Annotated in this window: 18 protein-coding genes, 2 tRNA genes and 1 riboswitch; of the genes, 9 read left to right on the top strand and 11 right to left on the bottom strand. The window is 72.4% G+C overall.

The genetic code is table 11. The annotated features are described in order from the left end of the window. Positions 1 to 2 precede the first annotated feature (2 nt). Together trmB and ACZ5CW_RS39195 are read left to right on the top strand one after the other, a co-directional pair. Complete coding sequence (gene trmB / locus ACZ5CW_RS39200; protein WP_468610245.1) at positions 3 to 827, top strand: tRNA (guanosine(46)-N7)-methyltransferase TrmB; 825 nt, start codon at positions 3 to 5, stop codon at positions 825 to 827. A gap of 114 nt (positions 828 to 941) precedes the next feature. Then, a complete protein-coding gene (locus tag ACZ5CW_RS39195; protein WP_468610243.1) occupies positions 942 to 2237 on the top strand; it encodes a PrsW family intramembrane metalloprotease in 1296 nt (431 codons plus the stop codon). Positions 2238 to 2305: 68 nt separating this feature from the next. On the opposite strand, the gene ACZ5CW_RS39190 is transcribed toward ACZ5CW_RS39195, so the two are convergent. The 5 genes from ACZ5CW_RS39190 to ACZ5CW_RS39170 form a co-directional block, all read right to left on the bottom strand. Next, entirely contained in the window at positions 2306 to 3250 is a 945-nt protein-coding gene (locus ACZ5CW_RS39190) for an aldo/keto reductase (protein ID WP_468610241.1), read from the bottom strand. 94 nt (positions 3251 to 3344) lie between these two features. Beyond that, a complete protein-coding gene (locus tag ACZ5CW_RS39185; RefSeq protein WP_468610239.1) occupies positions 3345 to 4379 on the bottom strand; it encodes a M23 family metallopeptidase in 1035 nt (344 codons plus the stop codon). Between the two features lie 9 nt (positions 4380 to 4388). After that, a riboswitch (cyclic di-AMP (ydaO/yuaA leader) is annotated at positions 4389 to 4555 on the bottom strand. Positions 4556 to 4789: 234 nt separating this feature from the next. Next, a complete protein-coding gene (locus ACZ5CW_RS39180; protein ID WP_468610238.1) occupies positions 4790 to 5956 on the bottom strand; it encodes a PP2C family protein-serine/threonine phosphatase in 1167 nt (388 codons plus the stop codon). Between the two features lie 215 nt (positions 5957 to 6171). Further along, positions 6172 to 6245, bottom strand: a tRNA-Met gene (locus ACZ5CW_RS39175). Between the two features lie 89 nt (positions 6246 to 6334). Next, entirely contained in the window at positions 6335 to 7468 is a 1134-nt protein-coding gene (locus tag ACZ5CW_RS39170) for a dihydrofolate reductase family protein (protein WP_468610236.1), read from the bottom strand. A 74-nt stretch (positions 7469 to 7542) separates the two neighbouring features. Between ACZ5CW_RS39170 and ACZ5CW_RS39165 the strand changes: the two genes are divergently transcribed. Together ACZ5CW_RS39165 and ACZ5CW_RS39160 are read left to right on the top strand one after the other, a co-directional pair. Then, on the top strand, positions 7543 to 8073 hold the full coding sequence (locus tag ACZ5CW_RS39165) for a MarR family winged helix-turn-helix transcriptional regulator (RefSeq protein ID WP_468610234.1): 531 nt from the start codon (positions 7543 to 7545) through the stop codon (positions 8071 to 8073). 161 nt (positions 8074 to 8234) lie between these two features. Further along, positions 8235 to 8879: a GTP cyclohydrolase II gene (locus ACZ5CW_RS39160; protein WP_468610269.1), complete on the top strand. Its 645-nt coding sequence runs from the start codon at positions 8235 to 8237 to the stop codon at positions 8877 to 8879. Between the two features lie 12 nt (positions 8880 to 8891). On the opposite strand, the gene ACZ5CW_RS39155 is transcribed toward ACZ5CW_RS39160, so the two are convergent. Then, positions 8892 to 10382 carry a DHA2 family efflux MFS transporter permease subunit gene (locus tag ACZ5CW_RS39155; protein WP_468610232.1) on the bottom strand — a complete coding sequence of 497 codons (1491 nt, stop codon included), beginning with the start codon at positions 10380 to 10382 and terminating at the stop codon, positions 8892 to 8894. Between the two features lie 13 nt (positions 10383 to 10395). Further along, on the bottom strand, positions 10396 to 11028 hold the full coding sequence (locus ACZ5CW_RS39150) for an NADPH-dependent FMN reductase (protein ID WP_468610267.1): 633 nt from the start codon (positions 11026 to 11028) through the stop codon (positions 10396 to 10398). 148 nt (positions 11029 to 11176) lie between these two features. On the opposite strand from ACZ5CW_RS39150, the gene ACZ5CW_RS39145 reads away from it, so the two are divergent. From ACZ5CW_RS39145 to ACZ5CW_RS39130, 4 genes are all read left to right on the top strand, one after another. Further along, positions 11177 to 11863, top strand: coding sequence for a TetR/AcrR family transcriptional regulator (locus ACZ5CW_RS39145; protein WP_468610230.1), 687 nt, complete (start codon positions 11177 to 11179; stop codon positions 11861 to 11863). A 123-nt stretch (positions 11864 to 11986) separates the two neighbouring features. Then, a complete protein-coding gene (locus ACZ5CW_RS39140; RefSeq protein ID WP_468610228.1) occupies positions 11987 to 12574 on the top strand; it encodes a TetR/AcrR family transcriptional regulator in 588 nt (195 codons plus the stop codon). A gap of 153 nt (positions 12575 to 12727) precedes the next feature. Beyond that, positions 12728 to 14524, top strand: coding sequence for a SpoIIE family protein phosphatase (locus ACZ5CW_RS39135; protein ID WP_468610226.1), 1797 nt, complete (start codon positions 12728 to 12730; stop codon positions 14522 to 14524). Between the two features lie 176 nt (positions 14525 to 14700). Beyond that, positions 14701 to 15207: a hypothetical protein gene (locus ACZ5CW_RS39130; protein ID WP_468610224.1), complete on the top strand. Its 507-nt coding sequence runs from the start codon at positions 14701 to 14703 to the stop codon at positions 15205 to 15207. A 94-nt stretch (positions 15208 to 15301) separates the two neighbouring features. On the opposite strand, the gene ACZ5CW_RS39125 is transcribed toward ACZ5CW_RS39130, so the two are convergent. The 4 genes from ACZ5CW_RS39125 to ACZ5CW_RS39110 form a co-directional block, all read right to left on the bottom strand. Continuing rightward, positions 15302 to 15374 (bottom strand) — tRNA-Lys (locus tag ACZ5CW_RS39125). Between the two features lie 98 nt (positions 15375 to 15472). Continuing rightward, entirely contained in the window at positions 15473 to 16987 is a 1515-nt protein-coding gene (locus ACZ5CW_RS39120; RefSeq protein WP_468610222.1) for an amino acid permease, read from the bottom strand. Between the two features lie 132 nt (positions 16988 to 17119). Continuing rightward, positions 17120 to 19264 (bottom strand): DEAD/DEAH box helicase, encoded by a 2145-nt coding sequence (locus tag ACZ5CW_RS39115; protein ID WP_468610220.1) that lies wholly within the window; start codon positions 19262 to 19264, stop codon positions 17120 to 17122. 258 nt (positions 19265 to 19522) lie between these two features. Then, positions 19523 to 20044 (bottom strand): hypothetical protein, encoded by a 522-nt coding sequence (locus ACZ5CW_RS39110; protein WP_468610218.1) that lies wholly within the window; start codon positions 20042 to 20044, stop codon positions 19523 to 19525. A 157-nt stretch (positions 20045 to 20201) separates the two neighbouring features. On the opposite strand from ACZ5CW_RS39110, the gene ACZ5CW_RS39105 reads away from it, so the two are divergent. Further along, positions 20202 to 20543, top strand: a complete 342-nt coding sequence (locus tag ACZ5CW_RS39105; protein ID WP_468610265.1) for a metallopeptidase family protein — start codon at positions 20202 to 20204, stop codon at positions 20541 to 20543. The last annotated feature ends 52 nt before the right edge of the window (positions 20544 to 20595 follow it).

Below are 20595 nucleotides of genomic sequence, written 5' to 3'. Positions count from 1 at the left end.
CTGTGTCTGACTCCGTGAACACCCCCGAAGCTCCGCCGTCGGCCCCGCAGGCCCCCGGTGCCTCCATCCGGCACACCCGGACCAAGGGGGAACCCAGGTTTCCCGACGGGCCGAAGGCCGATCCGGCCGGGTCGCACTTCGAGCGGCGGATCCGCAGTTTCCAGCCGCGGCGCAGCCGGGTGACGGCCGGGCAGGCCGACGCCCTGCAGCGGCTGTGGCCGAAGTGGGGGCTGGACATCGACGGGCAGCGGGTCATCGATCCGGCCGAGCTGTTCGGGAACGGCAACCCCGTCGTGCTGGAGATCGGCTTCGGGATGGGTGAGGCCACCGCCCGGATGGCCGCCGCCGACCCGGACACCAACGTCCTCGCGGTCGACGTGCACACCCCGGGGCAGGGCAATCTGCTCAATCTCGCCGACCAGAACGGCCTGTCCAACGTCCGGGTGGGCAACGGGGACGCGATCATCCTGCTCCGGGAGATGCTCCGCCCCGACTCGCTGGACGGGCTGCGCGTGTACTTCCCCGACCCCTGGCCCAAGAAGCGGCATCACAAGCGGAGACTCATCCAGCCCGAGTTCCTGTCGCTCGCCGCGACCCGGCTGAAGCCCGGCGCGACCGTGCACTGCGCGACCGACTGGGAGGAGTACGCCGAACAGATGCTCGAGGTGCTCAGCGCGCATCCGGACTTCGAGAACACGCAGGCGGGGGGCGGTTTCGCGCCACGCCCCGAGTTCCGGCCGCTGACCCGTTTCGAGGGGCAGGGACTGGACAAGGGACATGTGGTGAACGATCTCCTCTTCCGGCGCGTACCGCACCGGGACCGATAGCCGGGCCGGTACGGAACCGGCGGGCGGGGCCGGCGGGCAGGTTCGGCGCCAGGCCCTGCGGCCCGGTCCGACAAACCGATAGCCCCTCGTTCCGTCACCGTTAGGGTCGATGCCGTGGCCAGCAGTGCTCCGTACCCGACACCCCCCACCAGCCCCGGCGCCGGGGTGCTCCGTCACCCGCACTGGTGGCAGCGCGGATGGGTGCGGTACGGGGCGCTGATCACGCTGCTGGCGCTGTCCGGGCTGGTGATCCTCGCGCTCGTGCGGCGGCAGACCGGCACGGAGGGGTTCCTGGTCGGGCTCGGACTCGCGGTGCTGCCCGTGCCCTGGCTGACGGCCGCCTTCCGGTGGCTGGACCGGGTGGAGCCGGGCCCCTGGCGGAACCTGGTCTTCGCCTTCGCCTGGGGCGCCTGCGCGGCGGCGCTGATAGCCATCGTCGCGAACACCTTCGCGACCAAGTGGATAGCCACCGCCACCGCCGATCCGGCCAATGCCGACACCCTCGGCGCCACCGTGATAGCGCCGATCGTGGAGGAGTCCGCCAAGGCCGCGGCCGTGCTGCTGGTCTTCCTCTTCCGCAGACGCCACTTCACCGGACTCGTGGACGGGATGGTGATCGCCGGGATCACCGCCACCGGTTTCGCGTTCACCGAGAACATCCTCTACCTCGGTACGGCCTTCGGGACCGACCAGATGACCGGCGGACGGGGCATCGCCTCCGTCACCGCCGCGACCTTCTTCGTGCGCATCGTGATGTCCCCGTTCGCGCACCCCCTGTTCACCGTCCTCACCGGCATCGGCTTCGGCGTCGCCGCGCTCTCCGGGGAGCGGCAGCATCTGCGGCGGGTGCTGCTGCCGGTCTGCGGGCTGCTGCTCGCGATGAGCATGCACGCCCTCTGGAACGGCTCCTCCACCTTCGGCCAGTACGGGTTCTTCGCCGTCTACGGCGGGTTCATGGTGCCCGCGTTCGGGTTGCTGACCTGGCTCGCGGTCTGGACGCGGCAGCGGGAGCTGCGGACCGTGCGGGAAGAGCTGCCGGCGTACGTGCTGGCCGGGTGGCTGGGGCCGGCCGAGCCGTTCGCGCTCGGGTCGATGCGGGCGCGGCGGATGGCCCGGGAGTACGCCCGGCACCACTTCGGGGGGCGGCCCGCGGCGCGGACGGTGGCTCAGTACGAGGCGTACGCCACCTCGCTCGCGTTCCTGCGGCACCGGGGGCGGCAGGGGCGGGCCGGGGCCGACTTCGTCGTACGGGAGCGGGAGTTGCTGACCGAGCTGTGGCAGCGCAGGGGCATGGCGCGGCCGGCCCTGGAGTACGCGGCCAGGGCTTCCGCTCCGACACCGGTGTACTGGGCACCGCCGTACGGGTACCCGGCGGTGCCCCATCCCGCGTACAACCCGTATCGCACCTAGGGGGTTCGGGCAGCCGGGCACCGCCGGTACGGGCGCTTGCCGTCGCGGTGGAACCGGGGTGACCGGTCCTACGCCGAGGCTTCCGTCAGCCTGGTCACTTCCTGGTCCGTCAGCTTCAGGTCCGCCAAGCCCAGCAGGGCCGGGAGTTGTTCCGGCGTGCGGGCGGAGGCGATGGGGGCCGTGATCGTCGGCTGGGCCGCGAGCCAGGCCAGGGCGATGGTGGCGGCCGGGGCCTCGTGGGCGGCGGCGATCTCGTCCAGGGCCGCCAGGACCTTCTGGCCGCGCTCGGAGTCCGCGTACCCCTGGGCCCGGCCGGCGCGGGCGCTGTCCACGGTCGTACCGGGGCGGTACTTGCCGGTCAGGAAGCCCGCGGCGAGGGCGAAGTAGGGCACGGCGGCGAGGCCCTCGCGGACGGCCAGGTCCCGCAGCGGGCCCTCGTAGGTGTCGCGGGAGACCAGGTTGTAGTGGGGCTGGAGGGCGACGTAGCGGGCGAGGCCCTCGCGGTCGGAGAAGTCCAGGGAGGCCTGGAGGCGTTCGGGGGTGATGTTGGAGGCGGCGATGTGCCGGACCTTGCCGGCCTTCACCAGCTCGTCCAGCGCGCCGATGATCTCCTCCACCGGCACCTCGGGCTTGTCGAAGTGCGTGTAGTAGAGGTCGATGTGGTCGGTGCCCAGGCGGCGCAGGGAGGCGTCGGCGGCGGCCTTGATGGTGGTGGCGGACAGACCCTGGTACTCGGGGTGCTGACTGACCTTGGTCGCGATGACCACGTCGTCGCGGTTGCCACGGGCCTTGACCCACCTGCCGATGATCGTCTCCGACTCGCCGCCCTGGTGGCCCTCGATCCAGGCGGAGTAGGAGTCGGCGGTGTCGACGAAGTTGCCGCCGGCGGCCGCGTAGGCGTCGAGGACGGCGAAGGAGGTCTCCTCGTCGGCGGTCCAGCCGAAGACGTTGCCGCCGAGGGAGAGCGGGAAGACCTCGAGGTCGGAGGAGCCGAGTGTGCGCAGAGAAGTCATGCTCCACGTCAACGCCGACGGCAGATGATCGCATTCCGCCGTCGGCGCCAAGATCCCGCAAAGGGGTGCCCCCGCGGGCTCCCGGAGGGACGTGTCAGGGGTTGAGGCCCTTGTCCCGCAGCCATGCCATCGGGTCGATGCCGGTGGACTGGCCGCCCGGGTGGACCTCCAGGTGGAGGTGCGGGCCGGTGACGTTGCCGGTGGCGCCGACGCGGCCGATGACGTCGCCGGTGGAGACCTTCTGGCCGACGGAGACACTGATCGAGGACTGGTGGCAGAACCACAGCTCGGTGCCGTCGTCGAGGGTGAGGACCGTGCGGTAGCCGTAGGAGCCGGCCCAGCCCGCCTGGGTGATCGTGCCGGTGTGGACGGCCTTGATGAGGGTGCCCGTGGGAGCCGCGAAGTCGAGGCCGGTGTGGTAGCCGGAGGACCACATCGAGCCGGCCTGGCCGAACGTCGAGGTGAGCGTGTACGAGGAGGTCGGCAGCGCGTACTGCTTGGCCAGCTCGGCCAGCCGCTTGGCCTCGGCGGCCTTCTCGGCGTCGGCCTCCGCCTTCTCCTTGGCGGCGGCGGCCTTGGTGGCGGCTTCCTTCTCCGCCTTCGCGGCGGCGTCCGCGGTCTGCTTCTCGGCGGCGGCGAGTGCCACGGCGGTGGCCTTGCTGTCGGCCTTGCTCTGCTGCTGCTCGGCCTGGGCCATGATCCGGTTGCGCAGGGCCTCGCCCGCGTCGGCGTCCTGCTCGGTGTCGGCGGAGGTCACGCCGACGTCGCTGAGCGCGGTCGTGGCGGTGGCCTCGGGTGCCGGGGCGGAGTCGTCCTCGAAGAGCGAGCCGACGGAGGGCAGGTCCGGCAGGGAGATGGAGACCGGCGGCTTGCCGGTGTTGGCGCTGGCCATGCCGCCCGCGCCGACCGCGGCGATCACGCCGACGCCGAGAACGGTGGAGCTGCGGGCGAACCCGCCGCGCTGCTTGGCGACACGGTGCCGGCCGCGGACCGGGGCGACGGAGTCCTCGGTGGGATTCCACTCCTCCCAGGGGCCCTCCTCGGCGCGGTAGGAGCCGTAACCGAAGGTCTCGGTCTCACGCTGAGCCGGTATGAACGGGGCTTCTGGGGCAGGGCGGTTGGACGCCACGCGGGCGTGCTCCTTTCCTTCCTCCGCCTACCGGGTTAGCTGACGGGTTCGGAGCAGGAAGGTCTCCTACGCGCGTATACCAGGCGTGGACTCAGCGAGTTCACGTCGGTGTCCGCGTGATTCACCCCAAGGTGGTGGTTCCCCGGTTCCCTTGCGGGATTCGGCGCATGCGCACGGAGCCGCCTCTTGTGACGGCTGGGACGACCGCGCTGCGTTATCGAACGTTAATAGACGTGCCAGGCACTTTCCAAGCCGTTCGGCTTGATCATTAACCTTTTCGGCCGCGGACTTACCTGCCAGGACCGCTGCAAATCGGGCGAGTTGGCCGCGGTTCAGGAGTCACAGAAGTTTTGATGGTGACTCAGATGTTATGCGCACGGCGGTCGACCGGTCACCCTCGGTGAGGCTGCTCATGGCTGCCGTACGGCGAGCAGCGCCATGTCGTCCGTCATCCCGCCGCCGGAGTGGCGCCGCACCTCCGCGGCGAGCCGGCCGAGCAGTGCGCCGGGGTCGGGGAAGGCACGTCCGGCGAGCCGTCGTTCGGGTTCGTAGAACCGGCCGTGGGCGTCCCGGGCCTCGGACAGACCGTCGGTGTAGAGCAGCAGGGTGGCCCCGCTCGGAAAGGCGGCCTCCAGCGTCCGGTCGGGCCACATGCCGAGGTCGCCCATGCCGAGCGGCAGCGCGGGCTCGTGCGCGGTCAGGATGCGCAGGGTGCCGTCGGCGTGCAGCAGCAGCGGGGAGGGATGGCCGCGGTTGAGGACGCGTACGACGCCGTCGCCGTGCGGGAGTTCGGCGAGGACGGCGGTGGTGAAGCCCTCGAACGCGTCGATGCCGTCCCGCCGGGTGCCTTCGCGGGCCAGCGCCCGCTCCAGCCGCTCGGCGACCGCCTCCAGCGTGGTCTCCTGCTCGGCCGCCTCCCGGAACGCCCCGATCAGCACGGCGACGGCGGCGACCGCGCCCAGGCCCTTGCCGCGCACGTCCCCGACGACCAGCCGGACGCCGTGCGGGCTGTCCTGCACCGCGTAGAGGTCGCCGCCGATGAACGCGTCCTGGCGTGCCGCCTCGTAGCGGGCGGCGATCTCGAAGCCGCCGATCCGTGCGGCGGGCTCGGGCAGGACGGCCCGCTGTGCGGCCTCGGCGATCTCCCGGGCGGAGGCGAGCCGCCGGTCGCCGAGGCGGACCACGCGGTTGATGGCGACGGCCGGCAGGGCGACCGTGGCCACGGTGACCACGTCCGTGACGGTGGCCACGGCCGGGTGGGCGCCGGCCTGGGCGTGCACGGCGCAGGCGGCGGCGAGGGCCGTGAGGCCGGTCAGCACGGTGGTGCGCAGCGAGGACAGGGGCGCGGCGATCAGCAGGGCGGCGGTGAAGAACGGGACGGCGGTGAAGTCCTCGGGGGTGAGCAGGCCGTAGAGGACGCCGCAGGCGACGAGGAGGGCGGGCAGGGCGCGGGCCAGGGCACGCGGGCTCGGGCGGCGGGTCCTGCCCGCGGGTACCGGGTCGGCGCCGACACCCGGGTCGGGCACGGGGTCGCCGGGGAGCCGGCCACCCGCCCTGGCGTACGTGTTCTGCTCCACCTCACCAGGACGCACCGCTTGTCTCCCACGTGTCCGACGTACGTCCAGGTTTGCGGGCACGGGGAGGCGGGGCGACCGCTGTGGACCGACCGGATGACCTGCTGTGATGTATGCCACTCGACAGAAAGGCCGGGCGTCGCCGGGGGAACCCCGGACACCCCGGGAAACACTCAGGGCCGGAGTCCATGTACTGGATTCCGGCCCTGAGTCTTCAGTAGCGGGGACAGGATTTGAACCTGCGACCTCTGGGTTATGAGCCCAGCGAGCTACCGAGCTGCTCCACCCCGCGTCGTTGTGTCTCTACTGTACGCCATACGCAGGACGGAATGCACATCGGTTTCCCCCGGGCCCCGCCCGGACCGGTGCCGGGGGCGGCGCTCAGCCCCGCAGGTGGGCGTTGGGCGCCTTGGCGAGCGCCTCGAGTTCCGGGAGTACGACGACCTCGGCTCCCCCGTCGCGCAGCACCCCCGTGCCGTCGGCCGCCGCGACGAAGGTGTCCGGCTCCCGCCAGGCGGTGACCACCCGGCGCACCCCGGCGCGCAGGATCAGCTCGGCACAGGGCGCGGGGCGGGAGGCGCGGCGGGCGCAGGGCTCCAGGCTGCTGTAGACCGTGGCACCGGTCAGCCTGGGGTCGGCCCGGTCGATCTTCGCCAGCGCGGCCTCCTCTGCGTGGACCACCGGGTCGCCGTTCTCCCGGGAGTGGCCGCGGGCCAGTTCGGTGCCGTCGGCGGCGACCACGACCGCGCCGACACTGAACGCGGTCTCCGAGGGCGGGCACAGGGCGGCGAGGTCGCAGGCGGTGCGCAGCCAGCGGCGGTCGGCGGCGGTGGGGGCGGGGCCGGTGCCGGGGGCCGTGGGCTCGTAGCGCATGAGGACGACGTCCTCGATGCGGCGGGTCTCGAGCAGGCGCAGCCGGCCGCCCTGGTAGGCGCCCGGCCCGAACAGGCGCGGGGCCGCCGGGTCGCCGACGAACAGCGGGGCGAGGACCAGCTGGAGTTCGTCGGCGAGGCCCTGCTGGAGGAGCTGGGTGTGCACCTGGCCGCCGCCCTCGACCATCAGGCGCCCGACACCGCGGACGTCGTGCAGGTGCTCCAGCAGGGCGCGCCAGTCGAGGTCGGCGCCGAGCGGGACGACGTCGGCGGTGCCGCCGAGGAGGCGGGTGGCCCGTTCGGCGCCCTCGTCGGTCGTGTAGACGAGCTTCTCGCCGCCGGTGTGCCAGAAGTGTGCCCCGGGGTCGAGTTCGCCGGAGGCGGTGACGGTGACCTTCAGCGGGTAGGCGGGCCTGCCCGTTGCCTGCCGGGCCGCGCGGCGCTCGGGGGAGTTCACCAGCAGGCGCGGGTTGTCGGCGCGGATCGTGCCGGCGCCGACGAGGATGGCGTCGACGGAGGCCCGCACGTCGTCGACCCGGTCGAAGTCGGCGGGGCTGGACAGCAGGAGCCGCTCGGGGCCGGTGTCGTCCAGGAAGCCGTCGAGGGAGACGGCGGCGGACAGCAGCACGTACGGCAGGGGCATCGGCGCACTCCCTCGCGGCGGCCCGGCGGGCTCACCATCTTGGTTCAAGTTTGAAACAAACTTACACTGGCAGCATGACGACCCGCTGGCTCAACCCCGAGGAGCAGCGCGCCTGGCGCGCCTACATCGCCGCCTCCCGGCTCCTGGAGGACGCGATCGACCGGCAGCTCCAGCAGGAGGGCGGCATGCCCCACCTGTTCTACTCGGTGCTGGCCAACCTCTCCGAGGCGCCCGACCGGCGGCTGCGCATGACCGACCTCGCCGAGACGCTGAAGATCACCCGCAGCAGGCTGACCTACGCGGTGACCCGGCTGGAGCGGGACGGGCTGGTGCGCCGGGAGGACTGCCGCTGGGACAAGCGCAGCAGCCTGGCGGTGCTGACGGACGAGGGGATGGCCGTGCTGGAGCGTACGGCACCGGGGCACGTCGAGACGGTCCGCGGCACCCTCTTCGACCGGCTCACGCCGGAGCAGGTGGGACAACTGGAGCAGATCTGCACGGGGATCGTGCGCGGGCTGCAGGGGGAGGACGAGGCGGGGGCGGCCACGGAGGACGTGCCGTGGCGGCGACGGTCGGGATCGTGCGAGGGCGGCGCGACGGAGTGAGACGGCTCTCGTGAGTCCCGAGAGCCCCGTGAGTCCCGAGAGCCCCGTGGGCTTCACCGCGCATCATTGATTCAACTTTGAAGCATGAGGTAGGGTCTCGGCTCTGAACATCTGCTTCAAATCTGAAACAGATGGCCACGGCACAGATCCCGGAGACCCGCATGCCCGACATCCCCGCCGCCACCCCGCGTGCCCGCGTCCGGGTACCGCTGCGCTTCCACGACGGCTACAGCGCCGACGCGGAACTCGTCACGTTCCACGGGCTCGCCGACGGCCAGGAGCACGTCGCCGTCGTCCTCGGCGACCCCGGCCCGGTCCCGCTGGTGCGGCTGCACTCCGAGTGCCTGACCGGAGACGTCTTCGGCTCCGCCCGCTGCGACTGCGGGCCCCAGCTGCGCGAGGCGGTCGAACGCATCGCCGAGCGCGGCGGCGTCCTGCTGTACCTCCGCCAGGAGGGCCGTGGCATCGGCCTCTACAACAAGCTCGACGCGTACGCCCTCCAGGACCAGGGCCTCGACACCTACGAGGCGAACGCCGCCCTCGGCCTGCCGGAGGACGCCCGCGACTACACCGCCGCCGCGCAGATGCTCGCCGCCCTCGGCATCGGCGAGCTGGATCTGCTGTCCAACAACCCCGACAAGGCCGAGCAGTTGCGCGCGCTGGGCACCGTCGTCCGGGACCGGGTGCCGACCGGTGTCTTCACCACGGCCCACAACGTCCGCTACCTCCGCGCGAAGGTCCTCCAGACCCAGCACACCCTCCCCCTGCCCGAGCTGAACGCACTGACGGGACTGAGCGCGGGCTGATCCCTGACGGGGTCAGGTCTCGTGGCGGTCGGGGAGGCGGAGTGCCGAGATGATCCCCAGGGCGAGCAGCGCCGCCGCCACGGTGTAGGCGACGCGGAAGCCGGTCGGGCCCGGGCCCGCCGAGACCAGGACCACCGACAGCGCGGCCGTGCCGACGGACGCGGCCAGCTGGGAGTTGATGCTCAGCATGGTGCTCGCCCCGGCCAGCCGTTCCACGGGCAGGTCACGGCCGGCGGTGGTCATCGTCGGCATCAGCGTCATGCCGACGCCGACGCCCATGACCAGTCCGGCGGCGACGATCCGCCAGGGCGCCACGCCCGCGGTACCGGTCTGCCAGGCCAGCAGGCCCATGCCGAGCGCGGCCACCGCACACCCGGTCGCGATCAGCCGGCGCGGTGACACCCGGTCGATCCGCCGCGCCGCGATCTGCATCGTCGTACCGACCACGAGCCCGAGCGGCGCCCCGAGCAACCCGGCCGTCGTCGCGCTCTGCCCCCGTTCCTGCTGCCAGTACAGCGGCCCGAGCAACGCCGCCCCGAAGTAGCCGCAGGTGAACGGGGCGAGGGTGCGGACGGCGGCCGCGAAGGTACGGTCCCGCAGCAGTCGCAGGTCCAGCAGCGGCGCACGGACGGTGAGCGCCCGCCGGACGAAGGCCACCGTGAGGACGGCACCGGCGAGCGTGGGCGCGAGGGCGCCGGGCGCGGTGAACTCGCCGCGTTCGCCGCCGCGGGCAAGGCCGTAGAGCAGCAGGGCGAGACCGGGCGAGAGCATCAGCAGCCCCGGGACGTCCAGCCGGGGCAGGTCGGTGCCGCGGGCGTCCGGGGCGTCCTTGGGCAACAGCCGGACGGCGAGGACCAGGGCGAGGGCGCCGACGGGCAGATTGATCAGGAAGATCCAGCGCCAGGAGGCGACGTCGACCAGCCAGCCGCCGAGTACCGGGCCGGCGACCGGGCCCACCAGGACGGGCAGTCCCAGCAGGCCCATCGCCCGGCCGAGCCGCGCCCGGTCGGCGACCCGCATGCCCATGGCCATGCCGACCGGCTGCAGCAGCCCGCCGCCCAGTCCCTGCACCGCACGGAAGGCGATGAGACTGCCCGCGTCCCAGGCGCAGGCGGCGAGCACGGACCCCAGCGTGAAGAGGACGAGTGCGGTGACGTAGGTGCGCTTGGCGCCGATGCGGCCCATCGCCCAGGCGGCTACGGGAATGACCGCGGCGAGTGCCAGCGTGTAGGCGGTGGCCGTCCACTGCATGGTCTCCAGCGGGGCACCGAAGGACTCGGAGAGGCGGCCCAGCGCGACGTTGACGATCGTCATGTCGAGCACCGCCATGACGCTGCCGAGGACGACGACGGTGACGACGCGGTAGAGGGAGCCGGATGCGGGCGAGGTGACCCCGGACCCGGTGGACTCAGTGGACTCAGTGGTCTCGGCGGGCTCGGCGGGCCGGGTGGCTTCCGCCGGCTCGGCGGTCCCGCCGGGGCGGGTCGGGCGAAGGGTGCTCATCTCCTCGTCCCCCTCAGCCCGCGTAGGGACGCTCGGCGCGAGCGGTTCGCAGGGTCCGCCCCCACCAGCCGAGCTGGCCCAGCATGCCCTTGGCGGCACCGGCGCACACGTCCGCGTCGCGCGGGGTGCCGTCCGGGCCCAGGCCGGACCAGGGCCCGTGCAGGCTGACCGAGTCGCGCACGGTCACCGCGTGCAGCTCGGCGAAGACCAGCCGGAGCTGCTCGACCGCGCGCAGCCCGCCGCCTAGACCGCCGTACGACACGAAACCGACCGGCTTGGCCTGCCACTCGGCGTGGTGCCAGTCGATCAGGTTCTTCAGGGACGCCGGGAAGCTGTGGTTGTACTCGGGCGTCACGACGACGAACGCGTCGGCGGCCGCGAGCCGCGGCGAGACCCCTCGCAACACGGCGCCGGTCTCGGGGCTCGGCGCGCCGCCCCAGCCGGGCAGCGCCAGCGGCAGCTCCACCTCGGCCAGGTCGATGACGTCGAGGTCGAGACCCGCCTCGCCGCCGGCGGTGGTGAGGAACCAGTCGGCGACGGCCCGGCCCTGCCGCCCCTCACGCACGCTGCCGATCACGACGGCGACGCGGAGCGGAAGGTTCTCGGTGCCGGCGGACCCGGAACGGGACTCGGTGGCGGAAGCAATGGACGCGACAGCAGACACAGGTATCCCCCATCTCAGGACGGGCGGGCCGCTTCGGCGGCCGCCTCCCCAGCAAAGTACAACGCTCGTTGTAGAAATTACAACGGGCGTTGTACATCGACTAGAGTGGCTGGTCCCGAAGGAGGCGGACGTGGGCGAAACGAACGAGTCCCGGCTGGAGAAGGCGCGGCGCGAGGTCTCACCGCGCAAGCTGGAGAAGCAGATGGCCATCGCGAGCGCGTCCTGCACGCTCTTCGGCCGCGAGGGCTACGCGCGCGCGTCGGTCGACGCGCTCGCCGCCGAAGCCGGCGTCTCCACCCGCACGCTCTACAACCACTTCCCCGGCGGCAAGGCGCAGCTCTTCCAGACCGTGGTGACCTGGACGTCGAGCCAGGTCCGCGACGCCCAACTGACCCAGCTGCGCTCCGTGCTGGATCCCGGGCGCCCGCCGCGCCCCGACGACCTGGAACGCGACCTGGTCGCCCTGGCCCGCGCCTTCGTCGGCCTCATGAGCGACTATCCGAACCACTTCGCGCTGGTCCGCCACATCCACGCCGAGGCCGACCACGTACCCCCGGAGGTCCTCAGGGCCTGGCACGAAGCGGGCCCGGAACCCCTCGCCCGGGCCCTCGCCGAGGCGATGACCCGCCTCGCGGACGCCGGCCTGCTCGACCTCCACGGCGACGCGGCCATGGCGGCCACCCACTTCACGGCCCTGACCTCGCACACGATCGTCCAGCTCACGCACTACGGCGTCCTCCCGCTCCCGCCCGCCCGGACGGACCACCTGGTCAGAAGCGGAGTGGAGGCCTTCCTGCGGGCCTACGGGGTGAAGTGACGGACGCCGTGCAGGAACGCCGGTGAACCGCCGGGCGGGCGCGCCGCCGGACAACTTCGCATGCAGTACTCTGCCTGAAGTGGTTGTGTCAGGTGCCGAGCAGCGCGTCGGGAGTCGTGACCCATGGTGAGACGGAACGACCAACGGCGTGCCGCGCTCGTCGACGCCGCGATCGAGGTGCTGGCCGGGGAGGGGGCCCGCGGGCTGACCTTCCGGGCGGTGGACGCCGAGGCCGCCGTGCCCCTCGGTACGGCGTCCAACTACTTCTCCAGCCGCGACGAACTGCTCACCCAGGCCGGCGCCCGGGTCTACGAGCGGCTCCAGCCCGACGAGACCACCCTCACCCGCCACCGGACGGCCGGCCGCGACCGGGAGACGTACGCGCAGCTGATGCGGGAACTCATCGACCGCATCGCCACCTTCCGCACCGGCTACCTCGCGCTGCTGGAACTCCGCCTGGAGGCCACCCGTCGCCCGGACCTGCGCGCGGTCCTCACCGCACGCGTCCGCGCCGACCTGGACGCCAACCTCGCCTACCACGAGGCCTCCGGGCTGCCCGGCGACGCCATGGCCGTCAAACTGCTCTACCTCGCCCTGAACTGGCTGATCGTCGAACAGCTCACCCTGCCGGACGTCCTCACCGAGGCGGAGCGCGACGAACTGGTCTCGGCCGCCGTCGAACGGATCGTGGCCGCGGCCCCGCCCCGCTGACACCTCGCCCGCGCCCCGCCGGCGCTCCGCCCCCGCGCCCCGCCCGCGCTCCGCCCGCGTGAGGATGCCCACACCCTGCTGAGATGCGCCGCGTCGGGCCTCCCCACACGATGGGGAAAGGGACCGACTCAGCCCGGACCGCAGGAGAAGACGGTGAACGCTGAACAACTCCCGCCGTCGTGGCTCCTTCCCCAGGCGCAGGCCCCGGCGCCGCGCACCCTGGGAGCCGACCCCTTCGTACCGACGGCCGAATCCTTCGGACCCATGGTCGACGGCACCCTGACGGCGTGCGAGTGCGGGTTCCTGCGCGGGATCATCGAAGGCACCTCCGCCCCCGTGGTGATCCTCGACCGCCATCTGCGTCACCTCTACGTCAACCCCGCCTGGTCCCGGGTCACCGGCGTCCCCGCCGACGCCTTCCTCGGCAGGACGCTCGCGGAGGTGCTGCCGCAGGTGCAGACCTCCGAGGACGTGCTGATCGAGGTGCTCGCCGACGGGCAGCCGCGGGACGTACCCCTGAACGGCACCACGCGCGTCCCCTCGCCCGTGGGCCGCAGGCTCTGGCGCGCGGTCTTCCACCGGCTCGAGGTGGAGGGGCGGGTCATCGGCGTGTGCGGGATCGCGGTGGAGGTCAGCAACCTGCGGCAGTACCTGGACGACCTGGAGAACGCCCATCAGCGGCTGGCCCTCCTGGACGCCGCGGCCACCCGGGTCGGCACCAGCCTGGACGTGGAGGCCACCTGCGCCGAACTGGCCGACTTCCTCGCGCCCTCCCTGGCGGACATCGCCGCGGTGGGCATCGTCGAGGAGGACTTCTTCGGGATGCCCCCGCCGCCGCCCGGCATGCTCCGGCTGCGCAAGATGAAGCTGACGGCACCGCCCGAACTCGAACGCCACCTGCGCGAGCTGGGCGGCCCGGAACCGTATCTGGACCTGCCCCGCGGGGCGGCGTCCCGGCGCTGCCTCGAGAGCGGCCGGCCCTGGCTGGGCAACCAGGCCTCCGACGACCTGTTCCAGAAGGTCACCATCGACCCCGAACGCGCACGGGTCTTCCGCGCGGCCGGCGTCCACTCGGTCCTCATCGTCCCCCTGCCCACGGCCCGCCGCTGCGTCGGCGTCGTCATGCTGATGCGCGTCGGGACGTCTCCACCCTTCAGCGAGGACGACATCCTGACCGCACAGGGCGTGGCCGCACGCGCCGGCGTCTCCATCGACAGCGCCCACCGGTACAGCCACGAGCACACCATGACGCTGGAACTCCAGCGCGCCCTGCTGTCGGAACCCGACCGCCCGCACCCCACGGTCCAGGTGGCCACCCGATATCTGCCCTCCGGCCGCAGCGCCCTGGTCGGCGGGGACTGGTACGACTCCATCGCGCTTCCGGACCGCCGCACCCTGCTCGTCATGGGCGATGTGATGGGCCACGGATTCCAGGCCGCGGTCGCCATGAGCCAGTACCGCTCCGTGCTGCGCACCGTCGCCGCCTCCGGCCTGTCCGTGGACGCCATGCTCGCCGAGGCCGACCGCAGGGCCGCCCGCATCGGCCTCGACCGCGTCGCCACCTGCCTGCTCGTACTCGTCGACCCCGAGGCGGCCACCTGCACCGCGGCCACGGCCGGGCACCTGCCGCCCCTCGTCATCCGGCCCAACGGCAGTACCGGCCTGATGCACCTGCCGGCCGGGCCGCCCATCGGCACCGAGCTGGGCGACTACGAGATGACAACGTTCGCATTCGAGCCGGGCTCGGTCCTCCTGCTCTACACCGACGGCCTCGTGGAACAACGGGGCGTGGACATCGACGACTCCGTGCGCGCCCTCACCTGCATGGGGCTGTCCGCCGACGACCCGCTGGAGCATCTGCTCGACACCCTGCTGACCCAGCTGACCAGCGGCATGTGCGACGACGACATCGCCCTGCTCGCCGCCCGCCTGCGCACCGGGGGCACCTGACCGCCGCTCCGTCTCCCCGCGCACCGGCGTCCTGGGGGGTTCCTGGGGGTTCCTGGGGGCCCTCCCGTTCGGCGCATTTCCATGGCCCGAGCGAGTGACAACCCGATTCGAACGCGAAGCCGAATGCGGCTCCGGTGGAATCGCTGTTCCCGCAGAGCACACACAAGGGAGCAAGCATGAAGTTCGGAATCAGCGCCGCCAGAGGCCTGTCGGTGGCAGCCGGATCCGTGATCGCCGGGTTTCTCATCGCCTCGCCCGCGGCCGCCGTCACCGCCGGCACGGTGCCACCGGTCCCGCCGAACACGACGAACTCGACGGCCGCGCAGACCACCGCCAAGGGCCTCAGCGGCAACGACCAGAACCAGGTGCAGAGGGCCGTGCGGGCCGTGGTCCGGGCGGACGGGACCCTCGTCCCCGGGCAGAGCTTCGGTGCCACGTCGGCGGGCAGGGTCGAACTCCCCTCCGGCACCTACCAGGTCTGCTTCGCCGTGCCGATCACCAACGGCACCTATGTCGCGACCATCGGCCTTCCCGGCAACTCCGGAACGTCGTCACCCGGTGAGATCACCGTCGTGGGCCGGGCCGGCACCAACAACTGCCTGTTCATCCAGACGTTCGACTCGGCCGGAACGCGGACGGACCGCAGCTTCCACGTGCTGGTCGTGTACTCCGCGAACCGCTGACGGTGACACGGGCTCATGGGAGCGCCCCGACCGGACAGAGCCGGTCGGGGCGCTTCTTCGCAGGTCAGAGGCGATGCCCCCGTTCCTGCGGCCGTAGGCCCTGTGGGACTCGAACCCACAACCAATGGATTAAAAGTCCACTGCTCTGCCAATTGAGCTAAGGGCCCAGGCGATGTTGCCTGTCCGAGCATAGCCGGACGAGGCCGAGTCTCCGATCGGGTATCGGGACACGGCCGCGTCGGGCGGGCACGGAGCGGGGCGTTGGTCACGTTTTGGTCGGCTCGGGGGCGGGCGCGGGGGTCTGGTCGAGGAACCAGTGGCGCGCCGAGGCCAGCCACCAGGTCGCGGCGAAGCCCAGGACGACCAGGACGGCAACGGGGGCGTAGTTGAAGGTCTTCCAGGTGACCGGGGACATCTGAGGCAGCATGAACAGGACCGTGATCACGGCGACCCAGAGGACCGAGACGACGCCGATCGGCCCCGACCAACGGCCCAGGTGCCAGGGGCCGCGTTCGAAGGCGGCACCCTTGCGGACCCGCAGGAAGGTCGGGATGACGTAGGCGATGTAGAGACCGATGACCGCGATCGAGGTCACCGCCGCGTAGGCCGTCGTGTTGATGAGGTACGGCAGGCCCAGGGCGAGAGCGGCCAGCGCGGCCAGCCAGACCGCCGCCACGGGGGTGCGGGTGCGCGGGCTGACGGTGTGCCAGACGCGGGAGAAGGGCAGCGCGCCGTCGCGCGAGAAGGCGTAGATCATGCGGCTGTTGGCGGTGACGGAGGCCATGCCGCAGAAGAGCTGGGCACCGATCACCACCAGGAGCAGGAACTTGCCGGCCGTGGCGCCGAGGGCGTCCAGGAGGATCTGGGCGGGCGGGGCGCCCGTGGGGGACGTGAGTTCCTTGTCGTAGGACTGGATCGCGAAGGTGAAGCCCAGCAGGAGGACGAAGCCGGCGATCCAGGACGTCCAGATGGAGCGGACGATGCCCTGGGGCCCCGCCGTGGACGCGTCGTGGGTCTCCTCCGTCATGTGGGCGGAGGCGTCGTAGCCGGTGAAGGTGTACTGGGCCATCAGCAGACCGAGCAGGACCACGTACACGCCGCTGCCCCAGCCCGTCTCGTTGACGAAGTGCGTGAGGACGAAGGACGCCGACCGGTGGTGGTCGGGCACGAAGGCGAGGGCGCCGACGATGACGGCGACGCCGAGGACGTGCCACCACACGCTCACGCTGTTCAGGAAGGCGACGATGCGGACGCCGAAGGTGTTCAGCAGGCCGTGCAGCACCAGGATCGCCGCGAACAGCAGCACCGTGCGGCCGGGGGTCACCTCGAAGTCGAACTGGAGGTTCAGGTAGGCGCCCAGGAAGGAGGCCGCGCCGAAGTCGATGCCCGCGGTCACCGCCACCTGGCCCAGCACGTTGAACCAGCCCGTGAACCAGGCCCAGGCCGCCGCCGAGCGCGGCGGGGCGAGGCGGTGAGCCCAGAAGTACAGGCCGGCCGACGTCGGGTAGGCGGAGCAGATCTCGGCCATCGACAGGCCGACGAACAGGGTCATCAGGCCCACCGCGACCCAGCCCCAGACGATCACCGCGGGTCCGCCGGTGGTCATTCCGAAGAGGTACAGGGTGAGGCAGCCGGACAGCACCGAGATGATCGTGAAGGACACGGCGTAGTTGGAGAACGCCGACATCCGGCGGGCCAGCACCTGGGTGTAACCGAGCTGGGCCAGCCGTTCCTCGTCCGACAGGCCGTCAGGCCCGCCCGCTCTCGCGTCATCTGTCATGCCCCCAGCAATTCCCGCGCCGGGGGCGTGACATGCGTCACTCACGGACCGGGTGTGGCCGGAAAGCGGCGGGCCATGCGAAAGGGCCCGTACGACCGGAGTCGTACGAGCCCTTCCTCATGTCACTCGGCGTCAGCCGTTGCGCTTCCAGCGCGGCTTGTCCTCGCGGCGGCCGAAGGAGCCGGTGCCACGGTGGTCGTCACGACGGCCGTAGGGGCGGTCGTGACCGCCGGAGCGGAAGCCCGGACGGTCGTCGCGGCGCTCGCGGTTGAACGGACGGTCGCTGCCCCGGTGCCCACCACGCTCGTCCCGGCGGAAGCCGCCACGGTCGTCGCGGCGCTCGAAGGAACGGCCACCACGGTCACGGTCGAACGGACGGCGCTCGTCACGGCGCTCGAAGCCACGGCCACCCCGGTCGCCCCGGTCGCCCCGGTCGTCGCGGCGCTCGAAGGAACGGCCACCACGGTCGTCCCGGCGGTCGTCACGACGCTCGAAGCCACGGTCGCGGTCACGGTCGAACGGACGGCGCTCGTCACGGCGCTCGAAGCCACGGCCACCCCGGTCGCCCCGGTCGTCGCGGCGCTCGAAGGAACGGCCACCACGGTCGTCCCGGCGCTCGAAGGAGCGGCCACCACGGTCACCGCGGTCCTCGCGCCGCTCGAAACCCCGCTCGCCACGGTCGTCCCGGCGGTCGAAGCCGCGCCGCTCCTTGCGCTCGTACGGCGCCGAGGCCACGGCACGCTCCTCGCGCTCGGTCTCGCGCTCGGCCGGCCGCTCGGCGGCGACGGACGCCTCGGCCACGGCCTCGGCGGCGGACGCCTGGGCCTCGGCCACCGCGGCCTCGGGGTCCTCCCCGCGCTCGCGGGCGACCCGGGCGACCAGCCGGTCGGCCTCTTCGCGCAGCTCGGCCGCCCGGCGCTGGGCGCGCTCCAGCTGCTTGGTGAGCTGGGCGACGTCGCGCTCGGCCTGCTGGGCGGCGTTGCCCGCGGACTCGGCCTGGACCTCGGTCATGGAGCGGGCGCCGGTGATCTCGGCGACCTCCGGGTCGAAGGCGCCGGCGCCCTGGATGATGTGGCGCGCGGCGTCGACGCCGGCGTCCTCCATCAGGCGGAAGATCTGGCGGCGCTGGTGCGGCAGGGAGAGGGAGACCACCGTGCCGGTGCGGCCGGCACGAGCGGTACGGCCCGCGCGGTGCAGGTAGTCCTTGTGGTCGCCGGCCGGGTCCACGTTCAGCACCAGGTCGATGCCGTCGACGTGGATACCGCGCGCCGCGACGTCGGTCGCGACCAGGACGTTGACGTAACCGTCCTTGAAGTCGGCCAGCGTGCGGGTACGGGCGCCCTGGGTCATGCCGCCGTGCAGCGCGTCCGCCTTCGCGCCCGCCTCGCGCAGCTGCTCGGCGACGCGGTCGGCGCCCAGCTGGGTGCGGACGAAGATGATCGTGCGGCCCTTGCGGGAGGCGATCGCGGCCGTGACCGGCGCCTTGTCCTTGGGCTTCACGATGAGGATGTGGTGCGACATGGTCGTCACCGCGCCCTGGGCCGCGTCCACCTCGTGGGAGACGGGGTTGTTCAGGTAGCGGTCGACGAGGGTCTGGATCTCGTTCTCCATGGTCGCGGAGAACAGCATCCGCTGGCCGCCCGCCGGGACCTGGTCGAGCAGCTCGGTGACCTCGGGCAGGAAGCCCAGGTCGGACATCTGGTCGGCCTCGTCGAGAACGGCGATCTGCACGTCCTCCAGCGAGCAGGCGCCGCGGTTGATGATGTCGCGCAGCCGGCCCGGGGTGGCGACGAGGATGTCGACGCCGCGCTCCAGGGCGTAGATCTGGTTGCCCATCGAGGTGCCGCCGCAGACGACCTTCATCTTCAGGCCGAGGACGTCGCCGTAGGGCTGGAGGGCGTCGGCGACCTGCATCGCCAGCTCGCGGGTCGGGGTCAGGATGACGGCGCGGGGCCGCTTCTTCTCGGTACGGCCGCCGGCCAGCGTGGCCAGGGTCGGCAGACCGAAGGAGAGGGTCTTGCCGGAGCCGGTGCGGCCACGGCCGAGGATGTCCTTGCGGGCCAGGGCGTCCGGGATGGTCGCGGCCTGGATCGGGAAGGGGGTGGTCACGCCGTTCTGTGCGAGCTTGCGCACGATGCCCTCGGGGAGGCCGAGGTCGGCAAAGGTGATCTGGGGGGTGTCAGTGGCCTCGGGGGCCTCGGTGACCTCGGTCGTCACGTCGGTGAGTTCGTTCTCGTTCTCGGACACGACGATCTGGTCAGTACTGGACACGGACATGCGAATGCGAAACCTTCCGGAGTCTCGTCGGCACGCGCCCGTCAACTCCGTGATTCGCTCACACGACCGCCTCAATGCGGTCCGCCACGGCAAGGGAGAGTACGCGCCACACGGCGCGCTCTGTGGTGGCGCCGGGCAAATGGGATCAAACGATCTACCACCATACGCACCTACCACCCCTGAAGGCAAACCGAGCCTCCAAGCCGCAGCTCAGCGGCACTGTGCCCGCCGCGACGGCGCTCGGCCGCGCCGCAGGCATCACGCCGCCACGCCCGCCGCGGGCGCCGGCACCGGTTCCCGCCGGACCAGCTGCGGCCCCGTCTCCTCGTGCGCCGACGACGACGGCTCGGCCGACGGCGGCTCCGAGGGGGGCGGGGGCGGCGGGGTGGAGGACGGCGGCTCCGGCGGTGCGGAGGTGGGCGGGAGTGTCGGCTGCGCCTGGGTCGGCACCGGGTCCCCGGGCTCGACGCTCTTCCCCGGCTTCGCCGGCGCCGCGGACGCGCTGCCCGCCCCGGACGGCGTGGCCGCCGACGCCGAGGCCGACTTCCCCGGCTTCGCCTTGCCGCCGTGCCCGCGCTTGCCGTCGACCGCCGCACCGTCGTGCCCGAGCCCGCCCACGCCGTCCACCGGACCGCCGTCCGGTGCCTCACCGCCGCGCTGCCCCGCCGAGTGCGAGGGCCCGGCCCGGCCGGCGTCGTCCCCCACGTTCACGCAACCGGCGGCAGCGGCGACGACCAGCACCGTGACGGCCAGACGGACGGGTACGTACAAGGGGCGCACGGCGGCCACCTCCGGGGTGGGCAAGTAGCGGGAGTCAACCTCCCCAACTCCCGCCGCCCGCAAGAGGACACGCGGCGCGTTCGAAGCGGCGCTCACCCGTGGCGCGCCCGCACACCCGGTCCGCGGTGTCCTCCCCGACAATGGCCCTGTGCTGGAGATGACACGCGACAGGTTCGAAGAACTCGTGAGTGAGGCCCTGGACCGGATCCCGCCGGAGCTGACGCGGGTCATGGACAACGTGGCCGTCTTCGTGGAGGACGAGCCGCCCGCCGACGATCCGGAGCTGCTGGGCCTGTACGAGGGGACCCCGCTCACGGAGCGCGGGGAGTGGTACGCCGGGGTCCTCCCCGACCGCATCACGATCTACATGGGTCCGACCCTGCGGTACTGCGAGAGCACGGAGGAGGTGGTCCAGGAAGTGGCCGTGACGGTGGTCCACGAGGTGGCGCACCACTTCGGCATCGAGGACGCCCGGCTCCACGAACTGGGCTGGGGCTGAGAAGCGGGCTCCGGCGGACCTTCCGAGCGCCTTCGAACGGCGCGCCTGCCGG

It is taken from the genome of Streptomyces sp. NPDC031379 (assembly GCF_055569615.1).
The sequence above is the reverse complement of the archived record's forward strand: the minus strand, read 5'-3'. Positions and strand labels throughout refer to the sequence as shown.

Excerpts from the sequence above, each read along its gene's own strand:
- ACZ5CW_RS39190 (WP_468610241.1), bottom strand. The coding sequence starts at position 3,250 with ATGACTTCTCTGCGCACACTCGGCTCCTCCGACCTCGAGGTCTTCCCG.
- ACZ5CW_RS39165 (WP_468610234.1), top strand. The coding sequence starts at position 7,543 with ATGACGACCCGCTGGCTCAACCCCGAGGAGCAGCGCGCCTGGCGCGCC.
- ACZ5CW_RS39155 (WP_468610232.1), bottom strand. The coding sequence starts at position 10,382 with ATGAGCACCCTTCGCCCGACCCGCCCCGGCGGGACCGCCGAGCCGGCG.
- ACZ5CW_RS39105 (WP_468610265.1), top strand. The coding sequence starts at position 20,202 with ATGACACGCGACAGGTTCGAAGAACTCGTGAGTGAGGCCCTGGACCGG.
- ACZ5CW_RS39115 (WP_468610220.1), bottom strand. The coding sequence starts at position 19,264 with ATGTCCGTGTCCAGTACTGACCAGATCGTCGTGTCCGAGAACGAGAAC.
- ACZ5CW_RS39130 (WP_468610224.1), top strand. The coding sequence starts at position 14,701 with ATGAAGTTCGGAATCAGCGCCGCCAGAGGCCTGTCGGTGGCAGCCGGA.
- ACZ5CW_RS39140 (WP_468610228.1), top strand. The coding sequence starts at position 11,987 with ATGGTGAGACGGAACGACCAACGGCGTGCCGCGCTCGTCGACGCCGCG.
- ACZ5CW_RS39170 (WP_468610236.1), bottom strand. The coding sequence starts at position 7,468 with ATGCCCCTGCCGTACGTGCTGCTGTCCGCCGCCGTCTCCCTCGACGGC.
- ACZ5CW_RS39120 (WP_468610222.1), bottom strand. The coding sequence starts at position 16,987 with ATGACAGATGACGCGAGAGCGGGCGGGCCTGACGGCCTGTCGGACGAG.
- ACZ5CW_RS39160 (WP_468610269.1), top strand. The coding sequence starts at position 8,235 with ATGCCCGACATCCCCGCCGCCACCCCGCGTGCCCGCGTCCGGGTACCG.